Source organism: Vibrio sp. 9-16B-A1 (assembly GCF_056726165.1).
The window spans coordinates 1-17967 of the sequence record NZ_JBSDZD010000028.1; the positions used below are offsets into that span (position 1 = coordinate 1).

At 53.7% G+C, this 17967-nt stretch carries 21 protein-coding genes; 13 read left to right on the top strand and 8 right to left on the bottom strand.

Features of this window, described 5'->3' with window-relative positions:
* Nucleotides 1-189 precede the first annotated feature (189 nt).
* The 6 genes from crp to ACVB80_RS23970 form a co-directional block, all read right to left on the bottom strand.
* Nucleotides 190-822 carry a cAMP-activated global transcriptional regulator CRP gene (crp, locus tag ACVB80_RS23945; protein ID WP_252021265.1) on the bottom strand — a complete coding sequence of 211 codons (633 nt, stop codon included), beginning with the start codon at nt 820-822 and terminating at the stop codon, nt 190-192.
* 243 nt (nt 823-1065) lie between these two features.
* Nucleotides 1066-1935, bottom strand: a complete 870-nt coding sequence (locus ACVB80_RS23950) for a phosphoribulokinase (RefSeq protein ID WP_481083786.1) — start codon at nt 1933-1935, stop codon at nt 1066-1068.
* Between the two features lie 125 nt (nt 1936-2060).
* Nucleotides 2061-2273, bottom strand: a complete 213-nt coding sequence (locus ACVB80_RS23955) for a YheU family protein (protein ID WP_481083787.1) — start codon at nt 2271-2273, stop codon at nt 2061-2063.
* Nucleotides 2274-2275: 2 nt separating this feature from the next.
* The gene (locus tag ACVB80_RS23960; RefSeq protein WP_481083788.1) at nt 2276-3244 is read right to left on the bottom strand and encodes a hydrolase; all 969 of its coding nucleotides are present in this window, start codon (nt 3242-3244) and stop codon (nt 2276-2278) included.
* Between the two features lie 3 nt (nt 3245-3247).
* Entirely contained in the window at nt 3248-3715 is a 468-nt protein-coding gene (locus ACVB80_RS23965) for a TIGR02444 family protein (protein ID WP_481083789.1), read from the bottom strand.
* Complete coding sequence (locus ACVB80_RS23970) at nt 3712-5634, bottom strand: ABC transporter ATP-binding protein (protein ID WP_481083790.1); 1923 nt, start codon at nt 5632-5634, stop codon at nt 3712-3714. Before ACVB80_RS23970 ends, ACVB80_RS23965 begins: the two co-directional genes overlap by 4 nt.
* Nucleotides 5635-5768: 134 nt before the next feature.
* On the opposite strand from ACVB80_RS23970, the gene kefG reads away from it, so the two are divergent.
* From kefG to slyD, 4 genes are all read left to right on the top strand, one after another.
* Nucleotides 5769-6353: a glutathione-regulated potassium-efflux system ancillary protein KefG gene (kefG, locus tag ACVB80_RS23975; RefSeq protein WP_481083791.1), complete on the top strand. Its 585-nt coding sequence runs from the start codon at nt 5769-5771 to the stop codon at nt 6351-6353.
* Nucleotides 6337-8121 carry a glutathione-regulated potassium-efflux system protein KefB gene (gene kefB / locus ACVB80_RS23980; protein WP_481083792.1) on the top strand — a complete coding sequence of 595 codons (1785 nt, stop codon included), beginning with the start codon at nt 6337-6339 and terminating at the stop codon, nt 8119-8121. Before kefG ends, kefB begins: the two co-directional genes overlap by 17 nt.
* 4 nt (nt 8122-8125) lie before the next feature.
* Complete coding sequence (locus ACVB80_RS23985; protein WP_481083793.1) at nt 8126-8326, top strand: YheV family putative zinc ribbon protein; 201 nt, start codon at nt 8126-8128, stop codon at nt 8324-8326.
* 90 nt (nt 8327-8416) lie between these two features.
* The gene (gene slyD / locus ACVB80_RS23990; protein ID WP_481083794.1) at nt 8417-8995 is read left to right on the top strand and encodes a peptidylprolyl isomerase; all 579 of its coding nucleotides are present in this window, start codon (nt 8417-8419) and stop codon (nt 8993-8995) included.
* Nucleotides 8996-9239: 244 nt separating this feature from the next.
* Here the strand turns inward: slyD and ACVB80_RS23995 are convergent, their stop codons facing one another.
* Nucleotides 9240-9461 (bottom strand): SlyX family protein, encoded by a 222-nt coding sequence (locus ACVB80_RS23995; protein ID WP_481083795.1) that lies wholly within the window; start codon nt 9459-9461, stop codon nt 9240-9242.
* Nucleotides 9462-9471: 10 nt separating this feature from the next.
* Nucleotides 9472-10452, bottom strand: a complete 981-nt coding sequence (locus ACVB80_RS24000; protein WP_481083796.1) for a WD40 repeat domain-containing protein — start codon at nt 10450-10452, stop codon at nt 9472-9474.
* A 145-nt stretch (nt 10453-10597) separates the two neighbouring features.
* Here ACVB80_RS24000 and fkpA point away from each other — a divergent pair, with 145 nt between their 5' ends.
* From fkpA to tuf, 9 genes are all read left to right on the top strand, one after another.
* The gene (gene fkpA / locus ACVB80_RS24005; protein ID WP_481083797.1) at nt 10598-11389 is read left to right on the top strand and encodes an FKBP-type peptidyl-prolyl cis-trans isomerase; all 792 of its coding nucleotides are present in this window, start codon (nt 10598-10600) and stop codon (nt 11387-11389) included.
* Between the two features lie 227 nt (nt 11390-11616).
* Nucleotides 11617-12297: a helix-turn-helix transcriptional regulator gene (locus tag ACVB80_RS24010; RefSeq protein ID WP_481083804.1), complete on the top strand. Its 681-nt coding sequence runs from the start codon at nt 11617-11619 to the stop codon at nt 12295-12297.
* Nucleotides 12294-12686, top strand: coding sequence for a sulfurtransferase complex subunit TusD (tusD, locus tag ACVB80_RS24015; protein ID WP_481083798.1), 393 nt, complete (start codon nt 12294-12296; stop codon nt 12684-12686). Before ACVB80_RS24010 ends, tusD begins: the two co-directional genes overlap by 4 nt.
* Nucleotides 12683-13039, top strand: coding sequence for a sulfurtransferase complex subunit TusC (gene tusC, locus ACVB80_RS24020; protein WP_481083799.1), 357 nt, complete (start codon nt 12683-12685; stop codon nt 13037-13039). Before tusD ends, tusC begins: the two co-directional genes overlap by 4 nt.
* 8 nt (nt 13040-13047) lie before the next feature.
* Nucleotides 13048-13323: a sulfurtransferase complex subunit TusB gene (gene tusB / locus ACVB80_RS24025; RefSeq protein WP_481083800.1), complete on the top strand. Its 276-nt coding sequence runs from the start codon at nt 13048-13050 to the stop codon at nt 13321-13323.
* A gap of 210 nt (nt 13324-13533) precedes the next feature.
* Nucleotides 13534-13908, top strand: coding sequence for a 30S ribosomal protein S12 (gene rpsL, locus ACVB80_RS24030; RefSeq protein ID WP_004399892.1), 375 nt, complete (start codon nt 13534-13536; stop codon nt 13906-13908).
* Between the two features lie 118 nt (nt 13909-14026).
* On the top strand, nt 14027-14497 hold the full coding sequence (gene rpsG, locus ACVB80_RS24035; protein ID WP_481083801.1) for a 30S ribosomal protein S7: 471 nt from the start codon (nt 14027-14029) through the stop codon (nt 14495-14497).
* 75 nt (nt 14498-14572) lie between these two features.
* Nucleotides 14573-16669: an elongation factor G gene (gene fusA / locus ACVB80_RS24040; protein WP_481083802.1), complete on the top strand. Its 2097-nt coding sequence runs from the start codon at nt 14573-14575 to the stop codon at nt 16667-16669.
* A gap of 120 nt (nt 16670-16789) precedes the next feature.
* The coding region (tuf, locus tag ACVB80_RS24045) for an elongation factor Tu (RefSeq protein ID WP_481083803.1) at nt 16790-17967 on the top strand (1178 nt) is incomplete at its 3' end.

Here is a 17967-nt window from a genome sequence, read left to right on the forward strand (position 1 = left end):
CAGCGCCCAGCGCCCAGCGCCCAGCGCCCAGCGCCCAGCGCCCAGCGCCCAGCGCCCAGCGCCCAGCGCCCAGCGCCCAGCGCCCAGCGCCCAGCGCCCAGCGCCCAGCGCCCAGCGCCCAGCGCCCATAAATAAAAAAACCACCGGACAATGCCGGTGGTTTTTAATCTTTTCGATTCCGCGAATAAATTAACGCGTACCGTATACCACGATGGTTTTACCGTGTGCAGAAATCAGGTTCTGCTCTTCCAGCATCTTCAGGATGCGGCCTACAGTTTCACGTGAACAGCCAACGATTTGACCGATTTCCTGACGGGTGATCTTGATTTGCATACCGTCCGGGTGGGTCATTGCGTCTGGTTGTTTCGCCAGGTTTAGCAGAGTCTGAGCGATGCGGCCGGTTACGTCCAGGAACGCCAGGTCGCCAACTTTCTGGCTGGTTACCTGCAGGCGGCTTGCCATCTGAGCAGAAAGGCGCATCAGGATGTCAGGGTTAACCTGGATCAGCTGACGGAATTTCTTAAATGAAATTTCTGCTACTTCACATGGTGTTTTCGCACGTACCCACGCAGTACGCTCCTGGTCTTCTTCGAACAGACCAAGTTCACCAATGAAATCACCTTGGTTGAGGTAAGACAAGATCATCTCTTTGCCTTCTTCATCCTTGATAAGTACGGCAACAGAACCTTTCACAATGTAGTAAAGGGTTTCGGCCTTTTCACCGGCATGGATCAGAGTACTCTTTGAAGGGTACTTATGAATATGACAGTGTGAAAGGAACCACTCTAATGTAGGATCGGTTTGAGGTTTACCTAGAACCATAATTTCTCACTTCCTCTGCAGGGTTTGCTCAGCAGCTTCCGTACCCACTGAGCCAGAATTTAAACTGGTCAATTAGCATAGGGCGAACGTTTCCGCGCTGCAAGCTATCTTGTGTTTCGCTACAAATAGTAACGTGTTTCCCCGCGGATTTCTTGACTTTGATCGTGCCACAAACGTGATCGACTACGCAAAACTGTGCACATGATCACGCCTTGGGCACGAAACTTGAGCAGCGGCTTATATTCAGGCAATTTTTCCGGTGTGGATCAACTTTTCCAGCATCGGCTGAACGATCAGTTCCATGGCAAAACTCATCTTGCCACCGGGCACCACCAGGGTGTTGTGGCGCGACATAAATGAGCCGTCAATCATCGCCAGCAGGTATGGATAGTCGACGTTTTTCATCCCTCTCAGGCGGATCACCACAAAGCTCTCATCCAGGCTCGGGATGCCTTTGGCATTGAGCGGATTGGAGGTGTCCACGGTAGGGACGCGCTGAAAGTTGATGTGAGTGCGTGAGAACTGCGGTGTGATGTAATTAAGGTAGTCGTCCATTGAGCGAACAATGGAGTCCATCACCGCTTCGCGGGAGTGCCCCCGGTCGCGGGTGTCGCGGACGAACTTCTGGATCCACTCCAGGTTAACGATAGGCACCATGCCAATCAGAAAATCGACGTGTTTGGCGACGTTCACATCGCCGTCAACCACGCCGCCGTGCAGTCCTTCATAGAACAGGACATTGGTCTCCTCTTCCAGCTGTTGCCACGGGGTAAAAGTGCCGGGCATCTGGTTGTAAGGCACGGCTTCGTCAAAGGTGTGAAGATAACGGCGCACTTCGCCCGTACCTTCGTCACCGTAGCGCTGAAAGAAGGCTTCCAGTGCCGGGAAGTCATTGGCCTCGGGACCGAAGTAGCTGATATGGCGGCCCTGCTCTTTGGCTTTGCGGATTTCCACGTCCATTTCAGGGCGGGTATAGCGGTGGAAACTGTCCCCTTCCACCCAGGCCGCTTTGATGTCCATCATGTTGAACATTTTACGGAACGCTTCTGAGGTGGTGGTGGTGCCGGCACCGGATGAGCCGGTAACCGCGATGACTGGATGTTTTGCTGACATAGACTGACCTTGTCCTGGCGCGGGAACACAGCCCGCGCTTTTCCGTTTTATTGTCGCTTTATCTTAGTGCAACCGGCAGCAGGATGAAAATAGTGTGCGGAAATTTCCGCCGTGGTTCACTTCTGTCAGCGCAGCGGATTGACCTGAATATCAACGGTTTCGTGCAGTTCGGAGTAGACGATGACTGCCTGACCGTTTTGCAGCTGGGCTTTTACCTGGTCGATTTTGTTCTCCAGGCTCACTTCCTGCTCGCCATAGTCGGTCCCCTCACGCAGGATAAACTCTTTGATCAGGTTGGTCAGGGTATCCGGGTCTATCTGTTGCCAGGGAATGATCATCTTTACCTCTCAATTGATGCATAGTAAGCGGGCAGGGCTTCTTCAAGCCACAGGCGCGGGCGCCACAGTGTACCAGTGACAAAGCCAACGTGTCCGCCTCTTTCAAGCAGCTGATAGTCGATGTTCTCCGGCAGGGTAAAGCGCGGGATCACCTCATCGGTCATAAACGGGTCATCTTTGGCGTGGATCACCTGCAGCGGCACGGAAACCTCGCGCAGGCGGGCAAGGCCGGAGCAGCGGCGGTAGTAATCGTCGGCGTTGTCAAAACCGTGCAGTCTGGCGGTAATAAGGTCGTCAAACTCGGCCAGACGACGGATAGCCTGAATACGCTCCGCGCTGAGTGGCAGGGTCTTCTCCAGCAGTGGCAGCTTGCGCAGTGCGTTGCGCTTGAGCGAACCGAGCAGATAGTCGCGGTAGACCCGGGAAAAGCCCTGTTCAATCCGGCGGGCACAGGCCGCCATCTCCAGCGGAGCCGAGACTATGGTCGCAGCATCGAGCAGTGGCTCGTCGCGGTACCGGGCCAGGTAGTTGACCAGCATATTGCCGCCAAGGGAGATCCCGGTGGCGACTTTGGTTCTGCCGGGAAATCGCTCTGCCAGCATGGTGAGAAAGAATCGTGCATCTTCGGTTTCACCGCAGTGATAGGCGCGTGCCATGCGGTTGGGCTCACCGCTGCAGCCGCGAAAGTGCATCATTACCGACAGCCAGCCCTGGCGGGCAAAGGCGTCCATCAGTCCGTTGGCGTATGGGCTGTCAAAACTGCCTTCCAGGCCGTGAAAGAGGATAAACAGTGGTTTGTCCTTTGCGGCAACTGCCGGGTCTTCACTCCAGGCGAGGTCGACGAAATCACCATCGGGAAGCTCAAGGCGCTCGGTTACGGGCTCAAAACAGTTCCTGCGGCGGATAAAACGCGGCAGCATGGTTTGCAGGTGCGGATTTTTTAGTCCGGCAGGGGCGCGAAAAATGGTCATGGTTTATCTGGATGCGGGTTGGGAAAAAACGGCGATAAGGTGATCAGCACCGAGTTGATGGCAGTAACGGCTGCTCAGCAGCTCCTGCTGGTTAGGGATAAGCTGCAGGGCGTTGATAAAATCGACCAGGTCAGACTGCTGCTGTTTTTCCAGCTGCAGTTCGAACTGGAGGGCCTCCCGGTAGAGGGAGTCCGGGAGCTGGGCTTTGAGTTTTCGCCTCAGCTCGCGGTAGCTGACCAGCAGGGCTTCACTGCGGCCCAGGCAATCCTGAAGACCGGGCCAGTCGTGGTCGGTAAAGCAAAGCTGCTGCTCATCCAGCCATTTCAGCAAAAGCAGCAGATTGACGTTACCGTGGTAGTGGTTTTGCAGTTGCAGGCACGCCTCCTGGATCTCCCGCACGTCGTAGTACTGCAGGCTGAACTGCCACAGTCTTTCCAGCGTGAGGGTGGGGTTGGCGTGCGCCTGGCTCATTGACTGCTGAACTCCTTCTCCATCTGCTCCAGGGTTTCCTGGGCGTCCATCCATTCCAGCTCGACCGCTTCGAGTTCACTCTTCGCGTCGGCCTGAATGGCCAGTACCTTATTAAGTTTAGCTTTGTTTTCAGCCTGGTACAGGTCGGTATCCGACAGATCCTGTTCAGCCTCCGCTAAAACCGTGCCCAGTTTATCCATTTGCTGTTCGAGTTTTGTCAGATTTTTGCGAAGCGGTGCGGTTTGAGTGCGGAATTCTGCCTCGCGGCGTTTCTGTTCTTTCTTCGCTGCGGCACTGTTTTGGCTGTTTTTTTCCGGTGCGTCGGCCTGGCTTTCACTGCGCTGGACTTTTTGCTGGTCGGTCAGCCATTTGTAGTAGTCATTCAGGTCACCGCTGAAAGGGGCGACCTGACGGTCGTGTACCAGGTAGAGATCATCGGTGGTCGCGCGCAGAAGATAGCGGTCGTGGCTGACGATCACCATGGCGCCTTCAAAAGTCTGCAGGGCCAGAGTCAGGGCCTGACGCATGTCCAGATCCAGGTGGTTGGTCGGTTCATCGAGCAGCAGCAGGTTTGGTTTTTGCCATACGATCAGCGCCAGTACCAGACGGGCTTTTTCACCACCGGAGAAAGGAGCGACTTTCTCCAGTGCTTTATCGCCCTGGAAGCCGAAGCTGCCCAGGTAGTCACGAAGCTGTTGCTCGGTATGTTTTGGCGCAATCTGCATCATGTGCTGCAGCGGGGTTTCTTCCGGGTGCAGGGTTTCCAGCTGGTGCTGGGCAAAGTAGCCAATCTTCACGCCCTGAGAGTAAGTCAGTTCACCCGCCTGAGCCGGCAGCTCACCGGAAAGCAGTTTGATCAGGGTCGATTTACCCGCACCGTTACGGCCAAGCAGACCGATACGGCTGCCCGGGACCAGGTTCAGGCGGATCTTCTCAAGGATCAGGTTATCCCCGTAACCGGCACATACCTGGTCCATCATCAGGATCGGGTTTGGCAGTGCGTCCGGTTCGCGGAACTCAAAGCTGAACGGGTTATCGAACTGGGCCGGCAGCACTTTCTCCATCCGCTCCAGTGCCTTGATCCGGCTTTGGGCCTGGCGGGCCTTGGAAGCTTTGTAGCGGAAGCGGTCGATGTAGCTTTGCATGTGCGCCATCTTCTTCTGCTGTTTCTCGAACATCGCCTGCTGCAGGATCAGTTTCTGGGCGCGCTGCTCTTCAAATGAGGAGTAGTTACCGGTGTACTCGTTCATCGCCTGATGTTCGATATGGATGATCCGGCCAACGATAGGATCGAGGAAGTCCCGGTCGTGAGAGATCAGGATCAGGGTGCCCGGGTAGTTTTGCAGCCAGCGCTCCAGCCACATTACCGCGTCGAGATCCAGGTGGTTGGTCGGCTCATCGAGCAGCAGCAGGTCTGAGCGGCACAGCAGTGCCTGAGCCAGGTTAAGTCGCATCCGCCAGCCACCGGAGAACCGGGTCAGGTTCCAGCTCATTTGCTCCTGGCTGAATCCAAGACCGTCAAGCAGGCCTGCCGCACGGGCGCGGATGGTATAACCACCGATGGTTTCAATTTTGCCGTGCAGTTCGGCCGCCAGGGTGCCGTTGTTGTCCTGCTCAGCCTGCGCCAGGTCACGCTCAAGCTGGCGGTATTCGCGGTCACCGTCGATCACGTATTCCAGTGCGGCGCGCTCCAGTGCCGGGGTTTCCTGGGCAACCCAGGCCAGCTCCCAGTGTTTGGGCATGGAGAAGTTGCCGGCATCAATACTCAGCTCGTCTTTGAGCAGGGCAAACAGGGTGGATTTACCACAGCCGTTTTTGCCCACCAGGCCAACTTTGTCGCCGGGATGAATCGTGGCGCTGGTCTGGTCGAGCAGAGGTTTTCCGCCGCGCAGCAGCTGAATGTCTGAAAAAGTGATCATAATGGTGATACCCGGAAATTCTGTCTGTTTCTTATCGCGGGAAATAGTAGGGGCTCGCCGGATAAATGTCGATCATTATCCAATTTACGATATGATGAATTTATATATAGCAGCAATGGAATGCCTTAACTGATATGCAGGATGCAGTAGTCACCCCGGCCAGCCCGCCCAAAGTGCTGGTTATCTACGTTCACCCGGACCCGGATCATTCGGTTGCCAATAAAGCCCTGATTGAAGCGGTCAGCGACCTTGCGCACGTCACGGTGCATGACCTGTATGCCTGTTATCCCGACTTCTTTATTGATGTGCCTGCCGAGCAGCAGAAACTGCTGGCGCATGATGTGATTGTTTTCCAGCACCCTCTCTACATGTACTCCTGCCCGGCGCTGCTCAAAGAGTGGATGGACCGGGTGTTGGGCAAAGGTTTTGCATTTGGTGAGGGACAGGCGCTGGCAGGTAAGTGCTGGCGCAGCGTGATCACCGCCGGTGGTGCAGAGGAGGCGTTTGCCTCCGGCGGCTATAACAAATATCCCCTCTCTGAAATTCTGCAGCCATTTGAGCTGACAGCGGCCCTGTGTCAGATGCAGTGGCTCGAACCCCTGGTGCTCTACTGGGCGCGCAACATCAGCAGCAGCGAACGGGCTCAGCACGCCCGGAACTATCGTCAGTGGCTGTTAAGCCTTGCTGAGAAAGGAGGCAACCATGGCGGCGACCAGTGAGTTTTTAACCAGCGGTGTGGTGTTTCTCAGTGCGGCGGTGGTGGCGGTGCCGCTTGCGCAGCGCTTTGGCCTTGGCTCGGTGATCGGCTATCTGTTGGCGGGGATAGCGATTGGCCCCTGGGGTATGGGGCAGGTATCGGATGTGGATACCATATTGCACTTTGCCGAACTCGGGGTGGTGTTGCTGCTGTTTCTTATCGGGCTTGAACTGAATCCAAAGAAACTCTGGCGTCTGCGCAGACCTATTCTGGGCCTTGGCGGCGCGCAGGTGATACTGACCAGCCTCCTGATCGCCGCGTTGATTTCCCTGTTGGGTTACAGCTGGCAGACCAGCCTGGTGGTGGGTATGGGGCTGGCGCTCTCTTCGACGGCGATTGCCCTGAGGGTGATCGACGAGCAGGGACTGGCTGGCAGTGAAACCGGCCAGTCCGGTTTTGCAGTGCTGCTGTTCCAGGATATTGCGGTGATCCCGGTACTGGCTCTGCTGCCGGTGCTTGCGGGCAGCGGAAGCGCATCGCCTGCCGGAGCCCTGCTGGTGGCAGGTGAGGTCGCGGCACTTCTGATAGGCGGCCATTTTCTGCTGAGGCCATTGTTCCGTTATGTGGTGGCGGCGGGTGTACGGGAATTGTTTACCGCCACGGCACTGCTGCTGGTGATTGGCATCGCGCTGATCATGCAGCAACTGGGACTGTCGATGGCGCTGGGGACGTTTCTGGCCGGGGTGCTGTTGGCGGAAAGTGAGTATCGCCATGAGCTGGAGATCGCCATCGAGCCGTTTAAAGGACTGCTGCTCGGACTGTTTTTTATTGCAGTTGGCATGTCGGTCAATCTCGGTCTGCTGGCGCTGATGCCGCTGCAGATCCTGACCGGAGTACTGCTTCTGGTGGGTATTAAAGCCGGGGTACTTTACCTGCTGGCGAGGGTGTTTGGGGTGCGGCCTAAAGCACGCAGCAGTATGGCGCTTATTCTCAGCCAGGGAGGGGAGTTTGCGTTTGTGATTTTCACTGCTGCCCAGTTGCAGGGGCTGCTGGATGGTGATCTGTCGGCGTTTCTGCTGGTGATCGTCAGCCTCTCTATGCTGACCACGCCACTGCTGCTCCTGATACAGAAGCGCTGGTTTGAGCACACCTTTAACGATGGCGAGACGCCGGAGAGTGATGTTGTAGACCGCCGCCCGCGGGTGATCATCGCCGGGTTTGGCCGCTTTGGTCAGGTGGTGGGCAGGCTGATGTACGCCAACAAAATCCGGGTCACCATCCTTGAGAGTGACGCCAGCCAGATCCAGCTGCTGCGTAAGTTCGGCTATAAAGTCTATTTTGGAGACGCAACCCAGCTTGACCTGCTGCGTGCCGCCGGTGCCGATAACGCCGAAGCCATTATAGTCTGTACTGACCGGCCGGATGAGGTGATGAAGATCGTCACCCTGTGTCAGCAGCATTTTCCTGAGCTTAAAGTGCTGGCCAGGGCGCGCAGCCGTGTCGAGGCTTATCAGCTGCTCAGCCAGGGGGTGAGCAACTATTCGCGGGAGACTTTCCTCGGTGCACTGGACCTGGGGCGTCAGGCGCTGGTGGAGCTGGGAATGCACCCTTATCAGGCCCGGCGGGCCCAGTCTCATTTCAAGAAGCTGGACATGAATATGCTCAAAGAGCTGTTGCCACAGCACAATGAAGATAAGCAGCTGGCCCAGCGCGCCAAAGAGGCGCGCAAAGAGCTGGAGGAGATTTTCGGCCGTGAGATGGAAAATGACAACAAACAGAACTGGGAGTGAGCAGGTGAAAGTCCGAAAAAGATTTATTGCCGGGGCGACCTGTCCGCAGTGCGGGAAACAGGATTGTTTGCGCTGGTGGGAGGAGAGCCGGGTTGAGTGGACAGAGTGTGTGGAGTGTGGGCACAGTCAGCAGCGGACCCCGCAGGGAGAGGTGGTATCAAAAGAGGAGAGCGGTCAGATGATAGGGATATTTAAGCCCGACTGATTGTAATCGTGAAATTAATCCCCATAATAAACCCAGTCAAAGTTTATCCATACACTCCCGGATTTTGGGAGTCACTTCCCTGGAGTTATCATGAAAATTGAAAAGAACGTAGTAGCCAGCCTGGCTTACCAACTGAAGCTGGAAGATGGCGTTGTTGTTGACCAGTCAACCACGGATGCTCCGCTGGATTACCTGCACGGTCATAACAACCTGATCACCGGCCTGGAAAAAGAGCTGGAAGGCAAGGTAGCTGGCGACAAGTTCACTGCAGTGATCGCTCCTGAAGATGCATACGGTGACCACAGCGAAGACCTGGTACAGCGCGTACCGGCTGACGTATTCCAGGGTGTGGATCAGATCGAAGTAGGCATGCGCTTCCTGGCGGACACTGACCAGGGTCCAATCCCTGTAGAAGTGACCGAAGTAGACGGCGACGAAGTCGTTGTAGACGGCAACCACATGCTGGCTGGCCAGACCCTGACTTTCGAAGTAGAAGTGGTTGCAACCCGCGAAGCGACTGCAGAAGAGATCGAGCACGGTCATATCCACCAGGGCGGCGGTTGCTGCGGTGGTCACGGTGAAGAAGAAGGCGGCTGCTGCGGCGGCGAAGGCCACGAGCACGGTGAAGAAAAAGAAGGCTGTTGCGGCGGCGGTAGCTGCTCGCACTAAGTGAATAAAAAAAACCTTCCCTGAGTGGAAGGTTTTTTTTTGGCCCTGGGCTCGGGGCTCTAGGCTCTGGGGGAGTGTGTTGAAACTTACGATTGGAAACTGAAATTATGGGGGTGTTCTGTAGGTTATGCTCTGGGGGCAATTCAAAATAGCTTGATTCTCCAGCCAGCTCTGACCAATATCTTGCAGCGCCCAGCGCCCAGCGCCCAGCGCCCAGCGCCCAGCGCCCAGCGCCCAGCGCCTGCTAGTAATGCGGCGGTGGCGTCTCTTCCGACTCATCCGCCAGGTTTGAGCTGTTCATGCTCTTCACCTTGCTGACCATAAAGCGCATTTGTTCATGCATTTTGGACATCTGCAGCTGTTGCTGGCTCAGTGCTTCATTCAGGTCTTCAATGGTCTGCTCCTGGAACGCCAGTTTGCACTCCAGGTCTTCAATTCTCTGTTCCAGTTGATGCGAATCGCTCATGGGGACTCCGTTAAGGTTCGATACGCCAGGCTTCGGCGATGCCGGCTGATGAGCCGGAAATAATCCGCAGGTTACGGTCGAAAGCGGCATCATACACTACCGCGCGTGGTGGGCGGGCATCTTTTTGAGCTTCCACCTGCCAGTAGTCGAGTCGTTTGCCGGTTGCGGTATCCCACAGCATTACCCGGCCTCCCGGGGTGCCGGTCACCAGCCATTTGCCATCATCGGAGAAGCGGGCTGTTGTGAAGATCAGCTGGCGGTCGAACGCTTTCAGTGACGCAATCTTCTCGCCGCTCGTCAGATCCCAGATAAAAGCGTCATTGGAGGCGTCTGAGGTAAAGGCCAGTTTTCCGTCGCGCTGCAGGGCTACGCGTACGATACGTGCTTCGTGCTCAAAGTGATGGAGCGCCTGGCCGGTGCGGGTATCCCACAGGTAGGCCTGGTAGTCATTTCCGCCGGACAGGGCGAAGCGGCCATTGGGTGAAATGGCAACAGAATTGACTTTTTCCTGGTGGGCGAGGAACTCCATGCGTCTTCCGCTGACTAAATCCACGTAGATGGCTTTGCCGTTGGAGAGACCGAGCAGGATTTGTTCGCCGTCTCCGCTGATATCGATATCACGGATCAGGCCATCGGAAATAGACCACAGCCCCTGAGCCTGGGTCCAGCCGAGGTCCCATACGGCAAAGTTTTGCTGGGTAGCGGTCACCGCATAGCGGCCGCTGTCGGCAATACGGATATGAGAAACGGTATTCGCCTGAGGATCCTGCGCGCCGAGTTCTGCCAGCAGGCTGTTGCTGTGCAGGTCCCACAGCAATAACTGACGGGCGTCGGAATAGAGCAGGGCAAAACGCCCATCCCGGCTGAGGGCAAAGCTGGTGGAGCCCTGAGGTTCTACCGGCCAGTGTTGTTCCCGCTCTGAGCTGAAAAAGCAACCATTTAACAGTAGTATGACAATGGTCAGCAGGATGGAATGAGAAACTGTGCGCATCCCCGTCATTTCCTGTTTGTGTCAGTGGACATGAACCTAGTATATTGATGCGACATAGAATTTGCACATTTGTGTGCCTGAATTAGAGGTCCGGTATGGTTTTTGGTGCCATACTCAGACACTCAGCCAATAAATGGAGAAATGAATGAAACCTTTTTTGAAAGTGTCTTTGCTTGCTGCAACCGTAGCACTTGCTGTGGGTTGTCAGAAGAAAGAAGAAACCGCGAAAGTGGAAGAGCCGGTTAAGGCTGAGCAGGCAGTACAGGCTGACTCAGCGGCGATGACCTTCCAGTCTGAAGATGACAAAGCGGCGTACGCGATTGGTGTTTCATTCGCTAACTACCTGAGCACGTCTATCGACAAGCCAGCTGAAATCGGCATTGAGCTGAAAAAAGAGATGGTACTGAAAGGTATTGAAGACGCATTCGGTGATAAAGCCGGTCTGACCGAAGAAGAAATTCACCAGGCGCTGCAGGCACTGGATCAGCGTGTAGCTGAAACCATGCAGGCGAAAGCGGCTGAGAAAGCGGTAGCGACCAAGAAATCAGGCGATGACTTCCGCGCTGAGTTTGAAAAGCTGGAAGGCGTGAAGAAAACTGAATCTGGCCTGCTTTACCAGGTAATGACCGAAGGTAAGGGCGACAAGCCAGCTGATACTGACAGCGTAGTGGTGCACTACAAAGGCACCCTGACTGACGGCACTCAGTTTGACAGCTCTTACGACCGTAACGAGCCGGCTGAATTCCCGCTGAACCGCGTGATCCCTGGCTGGACTGAAGGTGTACAGCTGATGAACGTGGGTTCCAAGTACAAGTTCGTTATCCCGCCAGAGCTGGCTTACGGCGACCGAGACACCCAGACCATCCCTGCAGGCTCAACACTGGTATTTGAAGTGGAGCTGCTGAGCATTGATGGCAAAGAGCAGCCTGCTGAGTAATTAAGCGCTGTTTATAAAAAAGGTCCCGTCAGGGGCCTTTTTTTATGCCTGCACGGTTGCATAAATCATGTTTTTTTGCTCCAGGTCACCTGATGGTGCATTTCACCGGGCAGGTTTTCTCAAAAATTCTGATAAACTTGCGTTAATTAGTTTAGATATAATTTTAAGTTGGGCAGGTGCTCGTGAATACAAGTGAAGTTACCTATGATGCGGACTCGCTACTGGAAATGGAGTCCATTGACGTCAAGCCGTTTACCGTGCATGACAAAACCATTCTGCGCTCTTATGAAGCCGTGGTGGATGGTCTGGCGAGCCTGATTGGTTCCCACTGTGAGATTGTCCTGCACTCTCTGGAAGACCTGAACACCTCAGCGGTGAAGATCGCCAATGGTGAGAATACCGGCCGTCAGGTGGGATCGCCGATCACCGACCTGGCGCTGAAAATGCTTAAGGATATCGAAGGCTCGGAGCGTAACTTCTCCCGCTCTTACTTCACCCGCGCCAAAGGCGGGGTACTGATGAAGTCGATCACCATCGCCATTCGTAACTCGGACAACCGGGTGATTGGTCTTCTGTGTATCAACGTTAACCTGGATGCACCATTCTCTCAGGTACTGCAGTCGTTTATGCCGACTGACGAAGCCAAAGACGCAGCCTCTTCGGTTAACTTTGCCAGCGACGTGGAAGAGCTGGTGGATCAGACTGTGGAGCGCACCATCGAAGAGATCAATGCGGATAAGTCGGTTTCCAACAATACCAAGAACCGTCAGATCGTGATGGATCTGTACGACAAAGGTATTTTCGACATTAAAGACGCGATTAACCGGGTGGCAGACCGTCTGAATATCTCCAAGCACACCGTTTACCTCTACATCCGTCAGCGTAAAACCGAGGACGGCGAGAAGTGAGCCTGAGCTATACCCTGGTGGTCAGTGGCGGCGGCTACGGCAGCCAGTCGGCCAGAAGCGCCTACCAGTTTGCCCTGGCGCTGCTGGAAGCCGGCCATACCCTGAGTTCGGTGTTCTTTTATCAGGACGGCGTCTATAACGGCACCGCCCTGAGTGTGCCCGCCAACGATGAGTTTGACCTGACCCGCGCGTGGCAAAAGCTCTCTGAGCAGCATGGCGTGCGTCTGGAAACCTGCGTGGCAGCGGCGTTGCGCCGTGGTATCGTCGGTGGGGAAGAGGCGTCCCAGCACGGCCTGAGTCAGGCGAATCTGGCGGATGGCTTTGAACAGGCTGGTCTTGGCGCACTCGCCGGGGCAATGTTAACCCAGGACAGGGTGGTGCAGTTTTGAGCCAGTTAACTTATCTGTTTCGCAGCGCGCCGCATGGCGTGGCCAAAGGTCGTGAAGGCGTAGATGCACTGATGGCCGCTTCTGCTTATTGCGAAGACATCAGCGTGATATTTGCCGGCGACGGGGTGACCCAGTTGCTCAGTGGTCAGCAGACGGAGGCGATCTTAAGTAAAGATTACGCGCCGATGCTGAAACTCTTTGACCTGTACGATATTGAGCAGGTGTATGTCTGTGCCGAGTCTCTGGCTGAACGCGGTCTGGCTAATGCAGATCTTGTGATTGACGCCGAAGTGCTGTCACCACAGGAAATCGGTGCCAGGCTGCAGAAGTCCGGCAAAGTGCTGACGTTTTAGGAGCGGGTATGCTGCATATCATTAAAACCGTGGCCGCCGTTGTTGATGCGGTCAGATACGCCGGTGACAGCGATACCCTGCTGTTAACCGAGAGCGCGGTCTACGCCGCCAATCCACAACATAAAGAGTACCCGCAACTGAGTGGTCTTGCTCTTGCCGTACTCGAACCCGATGCCACCGCCCGTGGTATCGCCAACCGCATCGCACCCTCAGCGCAGCAGGTTGATTATGCAGGTTTTGTTGCGCTTACCGTGCAGCATGAAAAGTCGGTAACCTGGGAATAAAACAGTGGTCTCGCGGTCCGCGGTTAGCGGTCCGCGGGGTTTTTACGCGTACCGCTAACCCCGAACCGCGCACCAGGCGATAAAAAGATCTGTATATTTCTTGACACACCTCTCACCTCTGAATAGAATTTTGCGTCCCTATTTGTACGAGCGACAAGTAGGGTTAGATTTTTCACAAAGCTTACTTTCAAGTAATTCAGGAGCTAGTTAATGGCAACTATTAACCAGTTGGTACGTAAGCCACGTGCAAAGCAAGTTGTTAAAAGCAACGTGCCAGCACTAGAAGCGTGCCCACAAAAACGTGGTGTATGTACTCGTGTTTACACTACTACACCTAAAAAACCTAACTCAGCACTTCGTAAAGTTTGTCGTGTACGTCTGACAAACGGCTTCGAAGTTACTTCGTACATCGGCGGTGAAGGTCACAACCTTCAGGAGCACTCAGTTGTTCTTATCCGTGGTGGTCGTGTTAAAGACCTTCCAGGTGTGCGTTACCACACTGTTCGTGGTGCTCTGGACTGTGCGGGCGTTAACGACCGTAAACAAGGTCGTTCTAAGTACGGTGTGAAGCGTCCTAAGTCTTAATGCCCTTTTCTGTAAAAGAAAGCGTTAAGTAAGGCCAAACACTTATTTTCATTTTTTAATTTTTGAAAAAACTGAAAAGTTTTGGATAAAACCTGAAGAAGACAACGGAGAAATATCCATGCCACGTCGTCGCGTCATTGGTCAGCGTAAGATCCTTCCAGATCCTAAGTTCAAATCTGAACTGCTGGCAAAATTCGTTAACATCGTAATGGTTGACGGTAAAAAATCTACTGCAGAGAAAATTGTTTACACTGCACTGGATGCTATGGCTGAGAAATCTGGTAAAGATCACTTAGCTGTATTTGAAGAAGCTCTTGAAAACGTTCGCCCAGCGGTAGAGGTTAAATCTCGCCGTGTAGGTGGTTCAACTTACCAGGTTCCTGTAGAAGTACGTCCGGTTCGCCGTAACGCACTTGCTATGCGTTGGTTGGTTGAAGCTGCGCGTAAGCGTGGTGAAAAATCTATGGCTGCTCGTCTGGCTGCTGAAATGCTGGACGCGTCAGAAAACAAAGGTACTGCTGTTAAGAAACGTGAAGACGTTCACCGTATGGCAGAAGCGAACAAAGCATTCGCTCATTACCGCTGGTAATACCTTCTGTGCTGCGGGGTTCTCCCGCAGCACTTTTCTAATATCTAAGGTGGACCTTAGTAAGAGGATACAATCGTGGCTCGTAAAACTCCTATCGAGCGCTACCGTAACATCGGTATTTGTGCTCACGTAGATGCAGGTAAGACAACCACAACTGAGCGTATTCTGTTCTACACCGGCCTTTCTCACAAAATCGGCGAAGTTCACGATGGTGCTGCTACCATGGACTGGATGGAGCAGGAGCAGGAGCGTGGTATTACCATCACCTCAGCTGCAACTACTACCTTCTGGCGCGGTATGGAAGCACAATTCCAGGATCATCGCATCAACATCATTGATACCCCTGGACACGTAGACTTTACTATCGAAGTAGAGCGTTCTCTTCGTGTGCTTGACGGCGCAGTGGTGGTGTTCTGTGGCTCATCAGGTGTTGAACCTCAGTCTGAAACTGTATGGCGTCAGGCCGATAAATACGGTGTTCCTCGTATGGTATTCGTCAACAAGATGGACCGTGCGGGCGCAGACTACCTACGCGTTGTAAACCAAATTAAAGATCGTCTTGGTGCGAACCCGGTTCCAATCCAGTTAAACATTGGTGCGGAAGAAGAGTTCAAAGGTGTCATCGACCTTATCAAGATGAAAGCTATCAACTGGAATGAAGCCGATCAGGGCATGTCGTTTACATACGAAGACATTCCGGCTGATATGCAGGAACTCGCTGAAGAGTGGCATAACAACCTGGTTGAAGCAGCAGCTGAAGCAAGTGAAGAGCTGATGGACAAGTACCTTGAAGAAGGTGAACTGACCGAAGCTGAACTTAAGCAGGCTCTCCGTACCCGTACACTGAATAACGAAATCGTACTGGCCACCTGTGGCAGTGCGTTCAAAAACAAAGGTGTACAGGCAGTACTGGATGCAGTTGTTGAATTCCTGCCTTCACCGGTTGACGTACCTGCTATTAAAGGTATCGACGAAGACGAGAAAGAAGTTGAGCGTCACGCTGATGACAACGAACCTTTCTCTGCGCTGGCATTTAAGATCGCGACTGACCCGTTTGTGGGTACGCTGACCTTTATGCGCGTTTACTCTGGTGTTGTAAATTCCGGTGATACGGTCTACAACTCAGTAAAGCAAAAGCGTGAGCGTTTTGGTCGTATCGTACAGATGCACTCTAACAAACGTGAAGAAGTGAAAGAGATTCGCGCGGGTGATATCGCTGCGGCAATCGGTCTGAAAGAAGTAACCACGGGTGATACCCTGTGTGATCAGAACCACAAAGTGGTACTGGAGCGCATGGAGTTCCCTGAGCCGGTTATTCAGATCGCTGTAGAACCTCGTTCTAAGGCAGACCAGGAAAAAATGGGTATCGCGCTGGGTAAACTGGCGGCAGAAGACCCATCTTTCCGTGTGGAAACCGATGACGAAACAGGTCAAACCCTGATTTCGGGTATGGGTGAGCTTCACCTGGACATCATCGTTGACCGCATGAAGCGTGAGTTCAGCGTTGATTGTAACGTTGGTAAACCGCAAGTTGCTTACCGTGAGACCATTCGTGGTGCCACGGAAGTAGAAGGCAAGTTCGTTCGCCAGTCTGGTGGTCGCGGTCAGTACGGTCACGTGTGGCTGAAACTGGAGCCAGCAGAAGTGGGCGATGGCTTTGTCTTTGTAGACGAAATCGTTGGTGGTGTGGTTCCTAAGGAATACATCAGCTCGGTAGCGAAAGGTATCGAGGAACAAATGAACAACGGTGTGTTGGCTGGCTATCCTGTACTGGATGTTAAGGCAACGCTGTTCGACGGTTCATACCACGATGTCGACTCAAGTGAGATGGCGTTTAAGATCGCCGGCTCCATGGCCTTTAAGAAAGGTGCACTTGAAGCGCAACCTGTTCTTCTAGAGCCAATGATGAAAGTAGAAGTAACCACTCCTGAAGACTGGATGGGTGATGTTGTTGGTGACCTTAACCGTCGCCGTGGCATTATCGAAGGTATGGATGAAGGCCACGCAGGCCTGAAAGTAATCCGTGCTCAGGTCCCACTTTCAGCGATGTTCGGTTACGCAACTGATCTACGTTCTGCAACCCAGGGACGTGCCTCTTACTCGATGGAATTCAGCGAGTATGCGGAAGTACCGAAGAACGTTGCAGAGGCAATCATTGCCGAACGTTGTTAATCCTTATTTGATTAATAACGAACCTGTTGCGTTGACGCGAGTTGGCGCATAAAATAGCAAATTCTGGCGCGCCCTGGAGCTGAATTTCGGGGCGAATCATAACTAGGAAGGAACACGATCGTGTCTAAAGAAAAATTTGAACGTACGAAACCGCACGTTAACGTTGGTACTATCGGCCACGTTGACCACGGTAAAACAACTCTGACTGCAGCTATCTGTACTACTCTTGCTAAAGTATACGGCGGTGAAGCTAAAGACTTCGCGTCTATCGATAACGCTCCAGAAGAGCGTGAGCGCGGTATCACCATCGCAACTTCTCACGTTGAGTACGACACTCCATCACGTCACTACGCACACGTAGACTGCCCAGGACACGCTGACTATGTTAAAAACATGATCACCGGTGCTGCTCAGATGGACGGTGGTATCCTGGTTGTTGCTGCTACTGATGGTCCTATGCCTCAGACTCGTGAGCACATCCTGCTGGGTCGTCAGGTTGGTATCCCTTACATCATCGTATTCATGAACAAGTGTGACATGGTTGATGATGAAGAGCTGCTTGAGCTGGTAGAAATGGAAGTTCGTGAACTTCTGTCTGAGTACGATTTCCCAGGTGACGACCTGCCAGTAATCCAGGGTTCTGCTCTGGGTGCACTGAACGGTGAAGAGCAGTGGGAAGCGAAGATCGTTGAACTGGCTGAAGCTCTGGATTCTTACATCCCTGAGCCAGAGCGTGCTGTAGACCAGCCGTTCCTGATGCCAATCGAAGACGTATTCTCTATCCAGGGTCGTGGTACAGTAGTAACTGGCCGTATCGAGCGTGGTATCCTGTCTGTAGGTGACGAAGTAGAAATCGTTGGTATCAAAGAGACTACTACTACTACCTGTACTGGTGTTGAAATGTTCCGTAAGCTGCTTGACGAAGGTCGTGCAGGTGAGAACGTTGGTGCACTTCTGCGTGGTACTAAGCGTGACGAAGTTGAGCGTGGTCAGGTTCTGGCTGCTCCAGGTTCTATCACTCCTCACACCAAGTTTGAGTCAGAAGTATACGTTCTGTCTAAAGACGAAGGTGGCCGTCACACTCCATTCTTCAAAGGTTACCGTCCACAGTTCTACTTCCGTACAACTGACGTAACTGGCGACATTCAGCTGCCAGAAGGCGTTGAAATGGTAATGCCTGGTGATAACGTACAAATGACTGTTACTCTGATCGCTCCAATCGCGATGGACGAAGGTCTGCGTTTCGCTATCCGTGAAGGTGGCCGTACTGTAGGTGCTGGTGTTGTTGCTAAAATCTT